Origin of the sequence: Burkholderia sp. Bp9016, assembly GCF_003857765.1 — a bacterium.
Lineage (GTDB): Bacteria > Pseudomonadota > Gammaproteobacteria > Burkholderiales > Burkholderiaceae > Burkholderia.
This window is the reverse complement of the sequence record NZ_QTPY01000002.1, coordinates 163,379-179,871: the sequence shown is the minus strand read 5'-3', so window position 1 is coordinate 179,871 and position 16,493 is coordinate 163,379. Positions and strand designations below refer to the sequence as shown.

Below are 16,493 nucleotides of genomic sequence, written 5' to 3'. Positions count from 1 at the left end.
AAAGCGTGGCCCGTCAGCCGAGTCCGGTAAACTGGCGGTTTTCCGCAATCCCGCAGCATTTCCTTCCCATGACTCAAGACGAACTCAAACGCCTGGTCGGCCAGGCGGCCGCCGATTATGTGATCAACAACGTGCCGGAAGGCGCGGTGATCGGCGTCGGCACCGGCTCGACCGCCAACTGCTTCATCGACGCGCTCGCCGTCGTCAAGTCGCGCTATCGCGGCGCCGTATCGAGCTCCATCGCGACCACCGAGCGCCTGAAGTCGCACGGCATCAAGGTGTTCGACCTGAACGAGATCGAATCGCTGCAGGTGTACGTCGACGGCGCGGACGAGATCGACGCGAGCGGCGCGATGATCAAGGGCGGCGGCGGCGCGCTGACGCGCGAGAAGATCGTCGCGTCGGTGGCCGATACGTTCGTGTGCATCGCGGATGCCAGTAAGCGCGTGCCGGTGCTCGGCGGGTTCCCGTTGCCGATCGAGGTCGTGCCGATGGCGCGCACGGCGATCGGCCGGCGCGTGACTGCGCTCGGGGGCGTGCCGGTGCTGCGCGTGACGAAGGACGGTGCGCCGTACATTACCGACAACGGCAACGAAATCATCGACGTGAAGGGCCTGCAGATCGCCGACCCGCGTGGCTTCGAAGCGCAAGTGAACGCATGGCCCGGCGTGGTGACGGTCGGCCTGTTCGCCGAGCGCGGCGCGAATCTGTGCCTGCTCGGCACGGAAGCCGGTGTTGAAACGATCGTTTATTCGGTTAATTGAAAGAATTGAAATGAAATTGGCAGGTTGAAATGCACGTTATGGCGGGAGGTAATAACCCGTAACGGATTGCATGTTCAAATCGTGTCGAAATCGCGGCCCGGCAAGCGCAGAGCGCTTCCCGGGCTTTTTTTGTGGCCTTATAAATCACCCCTTCATAAAGAGGGATAACCCTGTCAGGTGTTTACCAGATAGCGAAATATCCCCGAACTCGCCAACTTATAGATCATAAGAACAGTTGTAACCAGGGCCGGCGGAACTGCGGAGCAGGTGTTCGCAAATCGACGCACGGGGAGGTGTCATGGAGCAGGGCAAAGACCGGTCACTGGTCGCCAAAGTGATGGATGGGCTTGTCGCGGGTATCGTCGAAGACAAGTACGGCGGCATTCTGCCGCCGCAGGACGTGCTGTCGAAAGAGTTCGATGTGAGCCGTACGGTAATGCGGGAAGCATTGTCGATGTTGCTTGCGCGCGACATGCTGGACGTGCGTCCGAAAGTCGGTACGCGCGTTCGACCGATGCGCGACTGGCGCATGATCGATGAGGATGTGGTGAGTTGGCGGTTTCGCGCGAAACCCGATCCCCAGTTCATGCGCGACGTCATCGAATTCCGGATGCTGATCGAACCGCGCGCTACCGCGCAGGCCGCGGTACGCGCGACGGCTGTCGACATCGCGGGCATTCGGGAAGCGTTCGAGGCATTCAAGGTGTTGCAGCCCGGCGATCCCGGCTACGACACCGCGGACGAACTGCTGCACACGCGGATCGTCCAGGCGAGCGGCAATCAGTTCTTCCAGCAGATGGCGGCGATCGTGCGCGGTGCAGTGCGTCTCGTGAATCCGCGCGTCGTGCAGAAGGACGGTGCGCACGACATCGCGGTGAAGGCGCATGCGCGCGTCGTCGACGCGATCGAGCGGCGCGATCCGCGCGAGGCCGAAGCGGCGTCGCTCGCATTGATCGATTTCAGCGCCGACGAGATCTCGCGCGATTTCTCCGTCGACGTGCCCGTGCGCGCTTGAATCGGCGCGCATCGTCGTCCGTGCTTCATCCGTGAGTCGTCGAGCCGTTTATCATGACGGCCGGCCGGCAACATGCCGGCCGCCGTTATACGACCGACACGGAAGATCCGGATGAACGACCTCGACAAGCGCCCGGTGCGCTTCGGCATCATCGGCGCAGGCAGCATCGCGCGCCGTTTCGCACAAAGCCTCGCTCACGTGCCGGGTGCCGTGCTCGCCGGCGTGTGGGCACGCCGGCCCGACGCGGCAATCGCCTTTTGCGACGGTAGCGGCGCAACGCCTGCCGCCAGCCTCGATGCACTCCTCGCGAGCGAAGTCGATGCAATCTACATCGCCACGCTCCACGACAGTCATGCGCAGTACGCGCTGGCCGCGCTCGCGGCCGGCAAGGCCGTGCTGTGCGAAAAGCCCGCGACGCTGAACGCCGCACAACTCGACACCGTGCTCGATGCGGCGCGCGCCGCCGGACAGCTCTTCATGGAGGCGATGAAGCCGCCGTTCTTTCCGCTGTACCGGCAGTTGCGTGCGCATCTGCAAGACGACCCGATCGGCGAGATCCGGCTTGTACGGGCGGGTTGCGCATCGTCGTCGGTGCCGGAAGATCATTCCGTCTATCGTCTCGATCGCGCCGGCGGCGCGCTGCTCGACATCGGGATCTACGAAGCGTTTCTCGCGGTCGACTGGCTTGGCGCTGCGCGCGACGTGCAGACGCTCGGCCGTATCGGCGCGACGGGCGTCGACATGTTCGCGAGCCTGAACAGCCATCACGCGAATGGCGGGATCGCCCAGCTCTTTTGCGGGCTCGACGTGATGGGGCGCGGCGACGCGCTGATCGCCGCAGCGGGCGGGCACGTGACGATTCACGAGAAGTGGTGGAACCCCGCGCGCGCGACGATCCGCTATGCCGATGGCCGCACCGTCGAGCTCGATGCGCCGGTCGACGGCGGCGGCCTCAACTACGAGACCGAACATTTCTGCGATTTGCTGCGCGCGGGCAAACTCGAGAGCCCGATCATGACGCACGACCATTCGCGACAGATGATCGCGATGACCGATGCGGCACGTGCGGCGCTCGGCGTGCGTTATTCGGGCGAGTAAGCGGGAAGAACGGCGGGCGGGAAGAACGGCGGGAAAAGCAGATGCCGGGGCGCGCAAGCGCCACCCGGCCGATGATGTGCGTTCAGTGCCGCGCGGGCAGCGACAGACGTTTTTCGTACCAGCGCTGGACCCATTCGAGGATCTGGCACAGCACCCAGTACACGGCTGCGGCGGCGAGGTACAGCGGCAGCGGCTGATAGGTTGCCGCGATCACTTCCTGCGCGCTGCGCAGCAGTTCGGTCACGGTGATCACCGACACGAGCGACGTGTCCTTGATCAGGCTGATCAGGCTGTTCGACAGGCTCGGTACCGCGATGCGCAGCGCCTGCGGGCCGATCACGTAACGCAGCGTCTGGCTCCACGACAGCCCGAGGCTGTACGCGGCGAGCCATTGGCCGCGCGCGATCCCGTTGATCGCACCGCGCATGCTTTCCGACATGTAAGCAGCGACGTTCGCCGACAGGGCGATGACGCCGGCGGGCGTCGGGTCGAGCGAAATGCCGAGGCTCGGCAACCCGTAATAGATCACGAAGATCTGCACGAGCAGCGGCGTGCCGCGCATCAGGCTTACGTAGCCGCGCGCGAGCCACGCAAGCGCGTTCACCCAGATGCGCTCGAAGCCTTCGAGCGGTTCGCTTTGCCGGATGCCCATCATCGCGAGCACGACGGCGCCGAGCAGGCCGAACACCATCGACAGCACGGCGAACTTGACGGTCAGGACGGCACCTTGTGCGAGCACGGGCAGCGATTGGACGAGCAGGGACGTTGTCGACATGGAATACGAATCGAATGCGTGCGCGAAAGCGCAATCATAAACCGGACCGATAAAACAAAGGGCGGCATCGTTGCGGATGCCGCCCTTTCCGGCCCGCCGTCAGGCGGGAAACAGAGGCGTGCTTACTTGATCGGTTTCGTCACGTCGATGCCGAACCACTTGTCCGAGATCTTCGTGAACGTGCCGTCGGCTTCGAGCTGCGCCATCGCGTCGTCGATTGCCTTCTGGAACTTCGGGTTGCCCTTCTTGAACGGGATGCCCGACGGGTTCGCCGAACCGACGTTCGCGCCCGGGCGCAGCGGCAGTTGCGCGTTCTTCGTCAGATACGCGAGCATCAGGCGATCGTTCAGTGCCGCGTCGAGGCGGCCGGCCGAGAGGTCGCGCAGGTATTCGGGCGCGCCCGGATAAGTCTTCACGTCGATGCCGGGCACCGACTTCGCCATGTCCATGTAATTGGTGCCGAGCGCCACGCCCAGCTTCTTGCCCTTCAGGTCTTCCAGCGACTTGAACTGGCGCGGGTCGTCCTTGCGCTGGATCAGCTGCGCGGACGAATACGTGTATGCGGGCGAGAAGTCGAGCGTTTCCTTGCGCTGGTCGGTGATGCCGACCTGGTTGGCGATCACGTCGAACTTGCCGGCCTGCAGGCCCGCGATGATGCCGCTCCATTCGGTCGTGACGAATTCGGCCTTCACGCCGAGCTTCGCGGCCACCGCCTTCGCGATGTCGACGTCGAAGCCGACGAGTTCACCTTGCGGGTTCTTCGAGTTGAACGGCGGGAACGTGCCTTCGAGGCCGACACGCAGCGTGCCGCGTTGCTTCACCTGGTCGAGGAGGTCGGCCGCGTGCGCGGTGGCCGCGGCGAACGACGTGCCAATCAGGCCGGCAACCAGCAGCTTCTTCAGCAGCGAAATTTTCATCGTGTGAGCTTCCTTGCCCCAGCGGGGCTCATGATACTGACTGTGTGGCCGATGATAGTAAAAATGCAATCGACCATTAAATATCGTTTGTTTATGGCTATATTACGCGGCGCGTTCGCGCGCGATGGCCTTCACGCACTCGGCGACCAGCGCCGGGCCGCGATAGATGAAGCCTGTGTACAACTGGACGAGCGATGCGCCGGCCGCGAGTTTCGCGCGCGCGTCGTCGCCGGAGAAAATGCCGCCGACGCCGATGATCGGCACTTCGCTGCCCACTTGCGCATGCAGCTTGCGGATCACTTCGTTCGACGCGTCGAACACCGGGCGGCCCGACAGGCCGCCGGCTTCGTCCGCGTGCGGCAGGCCCTGCACGGCTGCGCGCGACAGCGTGGTGTTGGTGGCGATGACCGCTTCGATCTTGTGGCGCAGCAGCGTGTCGCCGATTTCCTTGACCTGTTCGTCGTCGAGATCGGGGGCGATCTTCAGCGCGAGCGGCACGAGCTTGCCGTGCAGGTCGGCGAGGCGCTGCTGCTTGTCCTTCAGCGCGGCGAGCAGGGCGTCGAGTTCGCCCGCGCCCTGCAACTGGCGCAGGTTCTTCGTGTTCGGCGACGAGATGTTGATCGTCACGTAGCTCGCGAATGGGTAGACGCGTTCCAGGCAGTAGAGATAATCCTCCGCTGCGCGCTCGATCGGCGTGTCGGCGTTCTTGCCGATGTTCAGGCCGAGGATGCCGCGATAGCGGGCCGCCTGGACGTTCTTTACGAACTGGTCGACGCCGTGGTTGTTGAAGCCCATCCGGTTGATCAGCGCCTCGGCCTGCGGCAGGCGGAACATCCGCGGGCGCGGGTTGCCCGGCTGCGGGCGCGGCGTGACCGTGCCGACTTCGATGAAGCCGAAACCGAGCGACGCGAGGCCGTCGATGGCCGCGCCATCCTTGTCGAGGCCGGCGGCGAGGCCGACCGGGTTGCGGAACGTGAGCCCCATCACGGTGCGCGGCGCGTCGGGCACGCGGGCCGACAGCGCGCAGGCGAGGCCCGTGCGGCCGGCCGCGCCGAGCGCGCGCAGCGTGAGGTGGTGAGCGTCTTCCGCATCCATTTTGAACAGGGATGCGCGGGCCAGCGGATAGAGGGAACTGAACACGGGAATTGGGCGGACGGCCGGAATGAATGACAACCCGCTATTTTACCGGGAGTTGCGCGGCAAGGGCGGGGTTCGGTTCGCTGGCGCCTGTGGCGTGCTTCTCGCGCGGTGCGGCGGCCCTTGCATCGAGCCCAAACGGTGCCCGTTGCCGGAGCCGTGCCGTGTTGCCGGTGCGCGCGTCAGTTCGATCCGGAATGCCCGCCGGGAAGCGGCGCACGGGCGAGCGCGGCGTCTACCGGCGGCAGGTCGACGCGATCCGGATCGAGTATCTTCCAGCGGCCGTCGAGCAACCCTTCTAGTGGATGGAAGTTCGCCTTGTAGGCCATCTTCGGGCTTTCGCGAATCCAGTAGCCGAGATACACGTACGGCAGGCCGAGGCTCTTCGCCTGCTCGATCTGCCACAGGATGTTGTAGGTGCCGTAGCTTGCGTGCTGGTCGTCGGGCTCGAAGAACGTATAGACCGACGACAGCCCGTCGCCGAGGATGTCGATCATGCTGACCATGCGCAGCTTGCCGGGCTCGCCGCCCGGGGCGTCGAGGTCGCGGAATTCGACGAGGCGCGAATTGATCCGGCTCTGCAGCAGGAACTGCTCGTACTGGTCGCGGCTGTCGCGATCCATTCCGCCGCCTGCATGACGTGCGGACTGGTAGCGCATGTAGAGCGCGTAGTGTTCCTCGTCGTAGTGCAGCGGCGAGACCGTCGCGACGAGCGAGCGATGCCGCTTCCACATCCGGCGCTGCGTGCGCGACGGCGTGAACGCGCCGACGGGCACGCGTACGGGGACGCATGCACGGCAGCCGTCGCAGTACGGGCGATAGGTGAACACGCCCGAGCGACGGAAGCCGGCCTTCACGAGCTCGGTATAGATGTCGGAGTTGATCAGATGGCTCGGCGTCGCGACTTGCGAGCGCGCGATACGGCCGTCCAGATAGCTGCACGGATAGGGCGCCGTTGCATAGAATTGCAACGCCGAAAGCGGTGAAAGCGGCAGCTCAGTCGGGTGAGTCATGGGCAGCTCTCGATGCAGGGAAGGAGTGCCGCGCTAGCGCTCGATCCCGGAGGGCGCCGCCGGTTCGGCGGGGCCCGTCAGCGCGGCGAGCACGCGCTTGTCGAACTGCCACGGAATCGGCGGTTCGGTTACCGCGCGGCGCACGTGAGCGACAAAGGCTTTGCGTGCGATCTCGCGGCCACCGAGCGACGCTAGATGCGACGTATTCTGCTGGCAGTCTATCATCTCCAGCCCCTGGTCGCGAAGGTGGGCGACGAGCGCGGCCAGCGCGATCTTCGACGCGTCGGTGGCGTCCGCATACATCGACTCGCCGAAAAACATCCGTCCGAACGAAACGCCGTACAGGCCGCCGACACGGCGTCCATCGCGCCATGTCTCGATGCTGTGCGCGTTGCCGGAGCGATAGAGCGACGTATACGCGTCGATGATTTCGGCCGTGATCCACGTGCCGCGCTGTCCGCGCCTCGGCGCCTGCGCGCACGCGCGCATCACGCCCGGAAAATCGTAATCGACGCGCACTTCCCACGCCGGCTCCCGCAGCACGCGCCTGAGCGTCTTGCGCAGCGACGGCGCCACCTTGAATTCATCCGGCGCGAGGATCATTCGCGGGTCGGGGCTCCACCACAGCACGGGCTGGCCGTCCGAATACCACGGGAAGATGCCGCGCTGGTACGCGTCGATGAGGCGTGAAGGCAGCAGGTCGGCGCTCGCGGCGAGCAACCCCGGCGCGCCGGTTTCGGGGCCGAGCGCGCGTTCGATGGGCGGGAACGGGTCGTCCGGACCGAGCCAGGGGACCATGGGTCGCGGGCTCAGCCGTTGCGCAGCGAGCGGAAGATATCGCCGGTATGCACGCCGTAATCGCCGGCGGCGCGATCGGCGAAGAAGAAGCGCAGGGTCTGGCTGACGGTCGGGAACGCGATCTCGTCCCACGGAATGTCTGCTTCGTCGAACAGTTTGACTTCGAGGCTTTCCTCGCCGGCCTCGTAGGCCGGATCGACGAGCCGCGCCAGGTAGAACAGATGGACCTGGTGCACGTGCGGTACGTTGAGCAGCGTGAACAGGTTCTGCACCTCGACGCGCGCACCGGCTTCCTCGAGCGTTTCGCGCGCGGCGGCTTCGGCCGTCGTCTCGCCCATTTCCATGAAGCCTGCCGGCAGCGTCCAGAATCCGTAGCGCGGTTCGATCGCGCGGCGGCACAGCAGAACCTGATCGCCCCAGACCGGCACCGTGCCGACCACGTTACGCGGATTCTGGTAATGGATCGTGCCGCAGTGATCGCAAACGAAGCGCTCGCGGTTGTCGCCCGGAGGAATGCGCGCGATGACTTCGTGACCGCAGACGGAGCAGAATTTCATGTCGAGTGGAGGGGACGAGGTGATGCGAGTGTATCACCGGGGCGGGGCATTCTCGAACGGCCGCGCATGTGTGCCGCATGCTGTGCGAAGCGCAACGGGTAGTGCGCAGGATCGTGCGCGGAAAACAAAAAGCCCGGCGCTGAGCCGGGCTTTTTGCATCGAGTCGGGACGTTGGTTGCGGGGGTAGGATTTGAACCTACGACCTTCGGGTTATGAGCCCGACGAGCTGCCAGACTGCTCCACCCCGCGTCCGTCGAAGAATTGAATTATATGGACTAACCCTCATGCATGCAAGCACTTTCTGACAATCGCGTTGCGATCCCTTGGACATCGCTTGTGGGGCCGGTACGGCGGGCGCGTGCGCTAGAATCGAGCGGTTTGCTTGTGTCGTCATTCCTGTAGCGGTGCCGTGCGCGATTGCGTCGGTGCCGTCGCAACCCTCACTACTGCATCGACGGATTCATGGACATCGCTCACGATCTGCAATCGATCGGCGCGCAGGAACAGGCGCTCGTATTTCCCCATTTCGATCCGGCTCGCGCGTGGGCGCTCGGCAACCGCATGCATGCGCTCGCGACGTCGCGGGGCCACGCGGTCGCGCTCGACATCGTCACGTTCGGACAGCCGCTGTTCTATGCGGCGCTCGCGGGTGCGACGCCCGACAACGCCGACTGGGTGCGCCGCAAGCGCAACGTCGTCGCGCATTTCCGCCGCAGCTCGTATGCGATCGGCCTGCGCATGCAGCAGGCAGGCGCCACGCTCGCCGACAAACACGGGCTGCCGCTCTCCGAATACTCGGCGCACGGCGGCTCGTTTCCGCTGACCGTGGCGGGGGCGGGCGTGATCGGCTCGATCACCGCATCGGGGCTGCCGCAGCGCGCGGATCACGAGTTCGTCGTCGAAGCGCTCTGCGCCGAGCTCGGGCAGGACTACGCCGTGCTGGCGCTCGCAAGGAGCTGAACGATGCAACTGCCGGGTTACGCATGGCTCGCGATCGCGATCGTCGCGGAAGTAATCGGTACGTCCGCGCTGCGCGCGGCCGACGGCTTCACGCGCTTCTGGCCTTCGGCGCTCGTCGTGGCCGGTTACGGCGTCGCGTTCTACTGCCTGTCGCTCACGCTGCGCACGATGCCGGTCGGCATCATCTATGCAGTGTGGTCCGGCGCCGGCATCGTGCTGATCACGCTCGTCGCGATGCTCCTCTATCGTCAGGTGCCGGACGTGCCGGCGGTGATCGGCCTCGGGCTGATTGTCGCGGGCGTCGTGGTGCTGAACCTGTTCTCGAAGATGCAGGCGCACTGAGCGTGCGCCCGCGATACGCCGGATGGCTCACATGATCGATTCCACTTCCGCCGAGTCCGCCCAGCCCGACGTGCGCACGTATGTCGCGAACCGTATCGGGTTTCTCGAACTGAACCGGCCGAAGGCGCTGAATGCGCTGTCGGTCGGAATGATTCGCTTGATGCAGCGGGCGCTCGACGCATGGCGCGACGATCCCGAGGTGGTCGCGGTCGTCGTGCACAGCCCGCATCCGCGCGCGTTCTGCGCGGGCGGCGACGTGCGTTTCTTCCACGACGCGTGGCAGCGCGGCGATCGCGATGCGGTCGACACGTTCTTCATCGAGGAATACACGCTCAACCACACGATCTTTGCTTATCCGAAGCCGTACATCGCGCTGATGCATGGCGTCGTGATGGGCGGCGGCATGGGCATTTCGCAGGCAGCGCGGCATACGGGCGGCCTGCGCGTCGTCACCGATTCGACGAAGATGGCGATGCCCGAAACGCGCATCGGCCTGTTCCCGGACGTCGGGATGAGCTGGTTTCTCGCACGTACGCCGGGTGCGCTCGGCCGCTATCTCGCGGTGACCGGCGCGACGCTCGACGCGGCCGGCGCACTGTATGCACAGCTCGCAGATGTTTATCTCCCGGACGTCGCGCTGCCGGCGCTGCTCGACACGCTGCGCAGCGCGCGCGTCGACAGCGGTGCGCAGGTTGTCGCGTGCGTGGCCGATGCGGCCGCCGTGCACAAGGTCGTGCCGACGCCCGACACGTCGGCGCTGGCCGACGCGCGCGCCGGGATCGATCGGCATTTCGCGCAACCCGAGATCGGTGCGATCCTCGCGTCGCTCGATGCCGAGCAGGATTGTGCGGCGGTGGACGGATGGATCGAGAAGGCGACGCACGCGATGCGCAGCCAGTTGTCGCCGCTGTCGATGGCCGTGTCGCTCGAAGTCGTCGAGCGGGCCCGTGGTGCGACGATGGCCGATTGCCTGCGGCGCGACCTCGACCTCACGCGTTCGACGTTTGCGCAGGGCGACGTGATCGAAGGCGTGCGCGCGCTGATCGTCGACAAGGATCACCAGCCGGCCTGGCGCTTCAAGACGACGGCCGATGTCGACCGGGGGGCCGACGTGCTCGCGATGTTCGACGGCCCGTGGACGCCCGACACGCATCCGCTGCGCAACCTGAAGGATTGACGCGGCGCGGTATCCGGCCACGAAGCGACAAGGCCGCCTGCATGCGCAGGCGGCCTTGTCATTTGCGGATGCTGATTCGATCCGGCTGCGACGGGCGGGGGCCGAGCCGAAGCCGTGCGTCTTACTCGTCGCGGGCGTCGTCCGACATGAAGGCGCGCATGAACACGAGCGCACCGAAGCCCCAGACCGCGTTCGCCGCGAAACCGGCCGCGAGCACCGGCATCATGTTGCCCGACGGCCAGATCCCGCGCAGCGGATCGATCGCGAACACGCGCGCGGCCGTCAGCACGATGCCGCCGAACACCAGCGCGCCGATCCACGGCGCTTCGCGCTCCGGCGACACGCGCAACAGCCATGCCATCGGAACCGCGCAGCACGCGCTGATCAACGCGTTCGCGACAAATTCAGGAATGCCGAGCGGCGCGAATGGTTGCGTGGAGAACCCGGCTGCGGCGATCAGATCGGCCGTGTGCAGCAGCGCGAGCGTGGCTTCGCGGAAGAAGAGGGCGGCCAGGAAGCCGGACAGGAACGGCAGGATGACTTTCTGCATCGATGAGTGCATTGCAGGCGCGGCTGGCCGGGGCCGTCCGCGCGAAGTTATTCGGATAGGTGCGTCATTATAGGGCCCGGCTGCTGCGATATTCGCTGGAGCGTCGTGCTAATCACGAAAGCGGAAAACCTAAGCTCAAAAAAATCGTTCCAAAGCCCTGCGCCGATCCCTAGACTGAGTTCCCAGAAGCAGCCGTGCAATCGCGTACTCGCCCGCTGCACGGCCTGACCGGCGAACCATCCCGACTCGAACGCACACCATGCATGCGTCGCTCACCCGCGACGCGAGCAGGGCCTCGTTTTATCCAGATTCCGGCAAGGACAGTCAAGCAGGAGCAGCAGATGAATGTTTTCTGGTTTATTCCCACGCACGGCGACAGCCGTTATCTCGGCACCGCCGAAGGCGCGCGCGCCGCAGATTACGATTATTTCAAGCAGGTCGCCGTTGCGGCCGACACGCTCGGTTACGACGGCGTGCTGCTGCCGACCGGTCGTTCCTGCGAGGATGCGTGGGTTGTCGCGTCGAGCCTGATTCCGGCGACGCAGCGCCTGAAGTTTCTGGTCGCCGTGCGTCCGGGTATCGCATCGCCCGGGCTGGCGGCGCGGATGGCTGCGACGTTCGACCGTCTGTCGGGTGGCCGCCTGCTGATCAACGTCGTGACGGGCGGCGATTCGGCCGAACTCGAAGGCGACGGCCTGTTCGCCGATCACGATACGCGCTACGAGATCACCGACGATTTCCTGCACATCTGGCGCGGGCTGCTGTCCGCGTCGCACGAGAACGGCGGCTTCGACTACATCGGCAAGCACATTCAGTCGAAAGGCGGCAAGGCGCTTTATCCGCCCGTGCAGCACCCGCATCCGCCGCTGTGGTTCGGCGGATCGTCGCCGGCTGCGCACACGATCGCCGCGGATCACATCGACACCTATCTGACCTGGGGCGAGCCGCCCGAGGCCGTCGCGAAGAAGATCGCGGACATCCGCGCACGTGCGGAAGCACGCGGCCGCACGATCAGGTTCGGCATTCGCATGCACGTGATCGTGCGCGAAACCGAGGACGAAGCATGGCGCGATGCCGAGCGCCTCATCAGCCGTCTCGACGACGACACGATTGCCCGCGCGCAGAAGGCGTTCGCGAACATGGATTCGGAAGGCCAGCGCCGCATGGCCGCGCTGCACGGCGGCAAGCGCGGCGGCCGCGAGGCGCTCGAGGTTTATCCGAACCTGTGGGCTGGCGTCGGTCTCGTGCGCGGCGGCGCGGGTACCGCACTCGTCGGCAACCCCGAGCAGGTTGCGGAGCGCATGCGCGAATACGCGGATCTCGGCATCGAGACGTTCATCCTGTCCGGCTATCCGCATCTCGAGGAGTCGTACCGTTTCGCCGAACTCGTGTTTCCGCTGATCAAGGGCAAGGGCGCGGAAAAGGCGGCCGGCCCGCTGTCGGGCCCGTTCGGCGAGATCGTCGGCAACAACTACCTGCCGAAGGCTGGCCAGAGCTGAACGAAGGAGGCCTGCGATGACAACGAAAACGTCGACGACGGGCGCCGTGCTGGCCGCCCGCGCATGGCGCGCCATCGCGCCGTGGCTCGTGCCGCTCGCGTTGCTGGTCGCATGGGAGGTCGGCGCGCGCGCCGGCTGGCTGTCGACCCGCGTGCTGCCCGAACCTGTCGCGGTCGTGCGTGCGGCATGGTCGCTCGTGACATCGGGCGAGATGTGGGCGAACGTGAAGGTCAGCACGTGGCGTGCGCTGTTCGGCTTTGCGATCGGCGGCGGCGTCGGCCTGGCGCTGGGGCTGGCAACCGGTCTGTCGAAAGCGGCGGAGGTCGCGCTCGATTCGACGATCCAGATGATCCGCAACATCCCGGCGCTCGCAATGATCCCGCTCGTGATCCTGTGGTTCGGCATCGACGAGAAGGCGAAGCTGTTCCTCGTTGCGCTCGGCGTGTTCTTCCCGGTGTACATCAACACCTATCACGGGATCCGCTCGGTCGACGCGAACCTGATCGAGATGGCGAAGAGCTATGGCGTGCGCGGTTTCGCGCTGTACCGCGACGTGATCCTGCCCGGTGCGTTGCCGTCGATTCTCGTCGGTGTGCGTTTCGCGCTCGGGTTGATGTGGGTGATGCTGATCGTCGCGGAAACGATTTCCGCGCAGTCGGGCATCGGCTATATGACGATGAACGCGCGTGAATTCCTGCAAACCGACGTGGTGGTGGTCGGCATCCTGCTGTATGCGGTGCTCGGCAAGCTGGCCGACGTGCTGGCGAAATGGATCGAGCGCGTGACGCTGCGCTGGCACCCCGCTTATCAATCAGGAGCAAAGGCATGAATGCGACGACTTCGGCGGCCGTCTACGGCCCGCTCGCCGGCGCAGACCTCGAGGCCGAACTGGCGCAGGCACGCGTGACCGACGGCGACGCGCGAGACGCGGCGATCGTCGACCGGGACGGCAGTGCATCCGTCGTTCCGCTCGCGCGGCGGCGCACGGGCAGCCCGGCGCCGGACGATGCGGTGACGCTGTCCGGCGTCAGCAAGCGCTTCGGCGAGCGCACGGTGCTAGACAACGTCGAACTCGGCATCGCGCGAGGCAGTTTCGTCGCGATCGTCGGGCGCAGCGGCTGCGGCAAGTCCACGCTGCTGCGTCTCGTCGCGGGGCTCGAGCAGCCGAGCAGCGGGGCGCTCGTGACGCGTGGCGAGGGCGGCGGCGTGCTCGATACGCGGATCATGTACCAGGACGCGCGGCTCTTGCCGTGGAAGACCGTGCTGCAGAACGTGATGCTGGGCCTCGGGCGCGGCGCGCGCGATCAGGCGCGTGCGGTGCTCGACGAAGTCGGCCTGCTCGAGCGCGCGAACGACTGGCCTGCTCGGTTGTCGGGCGGCCAGCGGCAGCGTGTCGCGCTCGCGCGTGCGCTCGTGCATCGGCCGCAGTTGTTGTTGCTCGACGAGCCGCTCGGCGCGCTCGACGCGCTGACTCGCATCGAGATGCATGCGCTGATCGAGCGGTTGTGGCGCGAGCACCGGTTTACCGCGCTGCTCGTTACGCACGACGTGCAGGAAGCCGTCGCGCTCGGCGACCGGATTCTGCTCATCGAGCAGGGCCGTGTCGCCCTCGATCAGCCCGTGCCGCTCGAGCGGCCGCGCGCTCGTGCGTCGGCCGCGTTCGCGGCGCTGGAAGATCACGTGCTGCAACGCGTGCTGGCCGATGGACCCGGGGCAGCCGATCAGCGCGCGGCGCTTGACGTCGATACCGTACGACCGGTCGGGCAGATCCGCTGGGCCGTTTAAATCCGGGCGGCACCCGCCGTTCGTCCTCAGACTTTTTCTTCGGAGCGATCAACCCGATGAGCATCACTGCAATCAACGTGCGTAACCAGTTCAAAGGCAAGGTGAAGGAGATCATTCGCGGGCCCGTGGTGTCCGAGGTCGACGTCGAGACGCCGTTCGGCATCGTCACGTCGGTGATCACGACCCGTTCGGTCGACGAACTCGAACTGAAGGTTGGCGCGGAAGTCGTCGCGCTCGTGAAGTCGACCGAAGTCTCGATCGCGCGCCTCTGAGTGCGTGCCGCCGCCGGGCGGCGCGGACGGGCCGACCGCTCGTCCGTCCGCCTGGCCACGGCGCGTGGTTATTCCGTCGCGCGTTTGCCGCGGTATTCGATGTCGATATGAAGTGCTAGGATGGAACGACACCGATGCCGGAGGCCAACGCATGACCCCCATCCTTTCTCCTGAAGCCATCGAGGCGCTGAAGTGGATCGACCAGTTCGGCGACAGCCGGCCGGTTCCTGCTGCGTTCGACGACGTCGTCTATGCGTTGCTGAACGAAGGGCTGATCTATCAGGCGGCTGCCGACCGCGTCGACCTCACCGACGACGGCAAATCCGTTTTGTCTAACGAATATGATTGAGGGCACGGCGCCGGCCGCAGGGCGGCCCGGCGCTGCGTCGTCACGGAGCGAGCGATGGAACCGAGAGGTAGCGATCTCGGCGATTTCAGCGAGCCGTACCGCGGCTTCGAGATCGAGGTAAAGACCGAGCAGGTCTGGGACGGCGAGCATGCCCACTATCGCGTGCTGCAAGGTGGTGTCGTGCGGATCGACTGGCGGCTCGTGAAGGTCGACGGGGTGCTGCTGACCGAACGGCGCGTGATCGAACGCGTGCTCGAGGAGGCGCGGCGAGCCGTCGATGCCGAACTGGGCGAGGGCGGCCAGGCCTAGCCGATTCCGGCTGGCGGGCCGGCCCGACCGCGTTGCGGTAGAATCCCGGGTTGTCTCCCGCGCCCGCTTGCTGCCCCGATTCCATGTCCGCACCGTCCTCGCTTCCTCCCCGCCGCGTTTCCGTGGCGCCTATGCTCGACTGGACCGACCGTCATTGCCGGTCGTTCCATCGCACGCTGACGCGCGACACTTGGCTGTATACGGAAATGATCACGACGGGCGCGCTGCTGTTCGGCGATGCCCAGCGGCACCTCGCGTTCACGCCGAACGAATCGCCGGTCGCGCTGCAACTCGGCGGCAGCGAACGGGACGACCTCGCACGCGCGGCGAAACTCGGCGAGCAGTGGGGTTATGACGAGATCAACCTGAATTGCGGATGCCCGTCCGAGCGCGTGCAGCGTGGTGCATTCGGCGCGTGCCTGATGAACGAGCCGCAACTGGTGGCCGACTGCGTGAAGGCGATGCGCGATGCGGTGTCGGTGCCGGTGACGGTCAAGCACCGGATCGGCGTCGACGCGGTCGAGGATTACGCGTTCGTGCGCGACTTCGTGGGCACGGTTGCGGAAGCGGGCTGCGAGACGTTCGTCGTGCACGCGCGCAATGCGATCCTGAAGGGGCTGTCGCCGAAAGAGAACCGCGAGATCCCGCCGCTCAAGTACGACTATGCCTATCAGTTGAAGCGCGATTTCCCGTCGCTGGAGATCGTGATCAACGGCGGGATCAAGACGCTCGACGAAGTCGCGCTGCATCTCGAGCACGTCGACGGCGTAATGCTCGGGCGTGAGGCGTATCACAATCCGTATGTGCTCGCGGCAGTCGATGCGCGCTTCTATGGGTCGACCGCAGCGGTGCCGACGCGTGAAGAGGCCGAGGCGCAACTGATCGAATACTGCGCGGCGGAACTGAAGCGCGGCACGTATCTCGGTGCGATCGTCCGGCATGCGCTCGGACTCTATCGTGGCGTCGCCGGGGCACGCGGCTGGCGTCGCGTGCTGTCCGACAACAAGAAACTCGCGCGTGGCGATCTGGCCGTGTTCGACGAGGCACGCATGCATCTGAACGACGCCATCGAAAATTTTGAAAAAAATGCTTTGCAAGACGGAAAAGTCTTCGTATAATCTTGTTCTTCGCTGCTGAACACGAAACGAAACAGCGAAGAAACAAGGCAGTATCAGT

At 65.6% G+C, this 16,493-nt stretch carries 20 protein-coding genes and 1 tRNA gene; 13 read left to right on the top strand and 8 right to left on the bottom strand.

The genetic code is table 11. The features are described 5' to 3' along the window. The first annotated feature begins 68 nt into the window (after positions 1-68). The 3 genes from rpiA (at position 69) to DIE13_RS03255 (ending at position 2,877) form a co-directional block, all read left to right on the top strand. Complete coding sequence (rpiA, locus tag DIE13_RS03265) at positions 69-764, top strand: ribose-5-phosphate isomerase RpiA (RefSeq protein WP_124825806.1); 696 nt, start codon at positions 69-71, stop codon at positions 762-764. Between the two features lie 298 nt (positions 765-1,062). After that, positions 1,063-1,779 (top strand): FadR/GntR family transcriptional regulator, encoded by a 717-nt coding sequence (locus DIE13_RS03260; RefSeq protein WP_096508323.1) that lies wholly within the window; start codon positions 1,063-1,065, stop codon positions 1,777-1,779. Between the two features lie 111 nt (positions 1,780-1,890). Further along, entirely contained in the window at positions 1,891-2,877 is a 987-nt protein-coding gene (locus DIE13_RS03255) for a Gfo/Idh/MocA family protein (protein WP_124825805.1), read from the top strand. Between the two features lie 82 nt (positions 2,878-2,959). Here the strand turns inward: DIE13_RS03255 and DIE13_RS03250 are convergent, their stop codons facing one another. The 7 genes from DIE13_RS03250 to DIE13_RS03220 form a co-directional block, all read right to left on the bottom strand. Continuing rightward, positions 2,960-3,652 carry an amino acid ABC transporter permease gene (locus DIE13_RS03250; protein ID WP_096508325.1) on the bottom strand — a complete coding sequence of 231 codons (693 nt, stop codon included), beginning with the start codon at positions 3,650-3,652 and terminating at the stop codon, positions 2,960-2,962. 122 nt (positions 3,653-3,774) lie between these two features. After that, complete coding sequence (locus DIE13_RS03245; protein ID WP_124825804.1) at positions 3,775-4,569, bottom strand: cystine ABC transporter substrate-binding protein; 795 nt, start codon at positions 4,567-4,569, stop codon at positions 3,775-3,777. Positions 4,570-4,671: 102 nt separating this feature from the next. Beyond that, positions 4,672-5,709, bottom strand: a complete 1,038-nt coding sequence (locus DIE13_RS03240; RefSeq protein WP_098556950.1) for a quinone-dependent dihydroorotate dehydrogenase — start codon at positions 5,707-5,709, stop codon at positions 4,672-4,674. 179 nt (positions 5,710-5,888) lie between these two features. Further along, positions 5,889-6,719 carry an arginyltransferase gene (locus DIE13_RS03235; protein WP_124825803.1) on the bottom strand — a complete coding sequence of 277 codons (831 nt, stop codon included), beginning with the start codon at positions 6,717-6,719 and terminating at the stop codon, positions 5,889-5,891. Positions 6,720-6,752: 33 nt separating this feature from the next. Continuing rightward, positions 6,753-7,517: a leucyl/phenylalanyl-tRNA--protein transferase gene (aat, locus tag DIE13_RS03230; protein ID WP_124825802.1), complete on the bottom strand. Its 765-nt coding sequence runs from the start codon at positions 7,515-7,517 to the stop codon at positions 6,753-6,755. Between the two features lie 11 nt (positions 7,518-7,528). Then, positions 7,529-8,074, bottom strand: coding sequence for an NUDIX hydrolase (locus DIE13_RS03225; protein ID WP_098556944.1), 546 nt, complete (start codon positions 8,072-8,074; stop codon positions 7,529-7,531). Positions 8,075-8,246: 172 nt separating this feature from the next. Further along, positions 8,247-8,323: transfer RNA gene (locus DIE13_RS03220), tRNA-Met, on the bottom strand. Positions 8,324-8,536: 213 nt separating this feature from the next. On the opposite strand from DIE13_RS03220, the gene DIE13_RS03215 reads away from it, so the two are divergent. From DIE13_RS03215 to DIE13_RS03205, 3 genes are read left to right on the top strand one after another with little or no spacing between them, the layout of a single operon-like run. Next, positions 8,537-9,034, top strand: coding sequence for a heme-degrading domain-containing protein (locus DIE13_RS03215; protein ID WP_124825801.1), 498 nt, complete (start codon positions 8,537-8,539; stop codon positions 9,032-9,034). A gap of 9 nt (positions 9,035-9,043) precedes the next feature. After that, positions 9,044-9,376: a DMT family transporter gene (locus DIE13_RS03210; RefSeq protein ID WP_390678929.1), complete on the top strand. Its 333-nt coding sequence runs from the start codon at positions 9,044-9,046 to the stop codon at positions 9,374-9,376. 31 nt (positions 9,377-9,407) lie between these two features. Continuing rightward, entirely contained in the window at positions 9,408-10,553 is a 1,146-nt protein-coding gene (locus DIE13_RS03205; protein WP_124825800.1) for an enoyl-CoA hydratase/isomerase family protein, read from the top strand. 121 nt (positions 10,554-10,674) lie between these two features. Here the strand turns inward: DIE13_RS03205 and DIE13_RS03200 are convergent, their stop codons facing one another. Continuing rightward, a complete protein-coding gene (locus tag DIE13_RS03200; protein ID WP_124825799.1) occupies positions 10,675-11,103 on the bottom strand; it encodes a hypothetical protein in 429 nt (142 codons plus the stop codon). Between the two features lie 341 nt (positions 11,104-11,444). Between DIE13_RS03200 and ssuD the strand changes: the two genes are divergently transcribed. The 7 genes from ssuD (at position 11,445) to dusA (ending at position 16,435) form a co-directional block, all read left to right on the top strand. After that, complete coding sequence (gene ssuD / locus DIE13_RS03195; protein ID WP_124825798.1) at positions 11,445-12,602, top strand: FMNH2-dependent alkanesulfonate monooxygenase; 1,158 nt, start codon at positions 11,445-11,447, stop codon at positions 12,600-12,602. A 16-nt stretch (positions 12,603-12,618) separates the two neighbouring features. Further along, positions 12,619-13,431 carry an aliphatic sulfonate ABC transporter permease SsuC gene (gene ssuC / locus DIE13_RS03190; protein ID WP_124825797.1) on the top strand — a complete coding sequence of 271 codons (813 nt, stop codon included), beginning with the start codon at positions 12,619-12,621 and terminating at the stop codon, positions 13,429-13,431. Further along, complete coding sequence (locus tag DIE13_RS03185; protein WP_124825796.1) at positions 13,428-14,387, top strand: ATP-binding cassette domain-containing protein; 960 nt, start codon at positions 13,428-13,430, stop codon at positions 14,385-14,387. The genes ssuC and DIE13_RS03185 overlap by 4 nt, the downstream gene beginning before the upstream one ends. A 56-nt stretch (positions 14,388-14,443) precedes the next feature. Next, the gene (locus DIE13_RS03180) at positions 14,444-14,659 is read left to right on the top strand and encodes a molybdopterin-binding protein (protein ID WP_006400187.1); all 216 of its coding nucleotides are present in this window, start codon (positions 14,444-14,446) and stop codon (positions 14,657-14,659) included. A 151-nt stretch (positions 14,660-14,810) separates the two neighbouring features. Continuing rightward, the gene (locus DIE13_RS03175; RefSeq protein ID WP_124825795.1) at positions 14,811-15,008 is read left to right on the top strand and encodes a hypothetical protein; all 198 of its coding nucleotides are present in this window, start codon (positions 14,811-14,813) and stop codon (positions 15,006-15,008) included. 54 nt (positions 15,009-15,062) lie between these two features. Next, positions 15,063-15,317 (top strand): hypothetical protein, encoded by a 255-nt coding sequence (locus tag DIE13_RS03170; RefSeq protein ID WP_124825794.1) that lies wholly within the window; start codon positions 15,063-15,065, stop codon positions 15,315-15,317. Between the two features lie 131 nt (positions 15,318-15,448). Further along, entirely contained in the window at positions 15,449-16,435 is a 987-nt protein-coding gene (gene dusA, locus DIE13_RS03165) for a tRNA dihydrouridine(20/20a) synthase DusA (protein ID WP_233409964.1), read from the top strand. Positions 16,436-16,493: the final 58 nt, after the last annotated feature.

Bases quoted from the DNA above. Each gene is read 5' to 3' on its own strand.
- rpiA (WP_124825806.1), top strand. From the start codon at position 69: ATGACTCAAGACGAACTCAAACGCCTGGTCGGCCAGGCGGCCGCCGAT.
- DIE13_RS03260 (WP_096508323.1), top strand. From the start codon at position 1,063: ATGGAGCAGGGCAAAGACCGGTCACTGGTCGCCAAAGTGATGGATGGG.
- DIE13_RS03255 (WP_124825805.1), top strand. From the start codon at position 1,891: ATGAACGACCTCGACAAGCGCCCGGTGCGCTTCGGCATCATCGGCGCA.
- DIE13_RS03250 (WP_096508325.1), bottom strand. From the start codon at position 3,652: ATGTCGACAACGTCCCTGCTCGTCCAATCGCTGCCCGTGCTCGCACAA.
- DIE13_RS03245 (WP_124825804.1), bottom strand. From the start codon at position 4,569: ATGAAAATTTCGCTGCTGAAGAAGCTGCTGGTTGCCGGCCTGATTGGC.
- DIE13_RS03235 (WP_124825803.1), bottom strand. From the start codon at position 6,719: ATGACTCACCCGACTGAGCTGCCGCTTTCACCGCTTTCGGCGTTGCAA.
- aat (WP_124825802.1), bottom strand. From the start codon at position 7,517: ATGGTCCCCTGGCTCGGTCCGGACGACCCGTTCCCGCCCATCGAACGC.
- DIE13_RS03225 (WP_098556944.1), bottom strand. From the start codon at position 8,074: ATGAAATTCTGCTCCGTCTGCGGTCACGAAGTCATCGCGCGCATTCCT.
- DIE13_RS03215 (WP_124825801.1), top strand. From the start codon at position 8,537: ATGGACATCGCTCACGATCTGCAATCGATCGGCGCGCAGGAACAGGCG.
- DIE13_RS03205 (WP_124825800.1), top strand. From the start codon at position 9,408: ATGATCGATTCCACTTCCGCCGAGTCCGCCCAGCCCGACGTGCGCACG.
- DIE13_RS03200 (WP_124825799.1), bottom strand. From the start codon at position 11,103: ATGCAGAAAGTCATCCTGCCGTTCCTGTCCGGCTTCCTGGCCGCCCTC.
- ssuD (WP_124825798.1), top strand. From the start codon at position 11,445: ATGAATGTTTTCTGGTTTATTCCCACGCACGGCGACAGCCGTTATCTC.
- ssuC (WP_124825797.1), top strand. From the start codon at position 12,619: ATGACAACGAAAACGTCGACGACGGGCGCCGTGCTGGCCGCCCGCGCA.
- DIE13_RS03185 (WP_124825796.1), top strand. From the start codon at position 13,428: ATGAATGCGACGACTTCGGCGGCCGTCTACGGCCCGCTCGCCGGCGCA.
- DIE13_RS03180 (WP_006400187.1), top strand. From the start codon at position 14,444: ATGAGCATCACTGCAATCAACGTGCGTAACCAGTTCAAAGGCAAGGTG.
- DIE13_RS03175 (WP_124825795.1), top strand. From the start codon at position 14,811: ATGACCCCCATCCTTTCTCCTGAAGCCATCGAGGCGCTGAAGTGGATC.
- DIE13_RS03170 (WP_124825794.1), top strand. From the start codon at position 15,063: ATGGAACCGAGAGGTAGCGATCTCGGCGATTTCAGCGAGCCGTACCGC.
- dusA (WP_233409964.1), top strand. From the start codon at position 15,449: ATGCTCGACTGGACCGACCGTCATTGCCGGTCGTTCCATCGCACGCTG.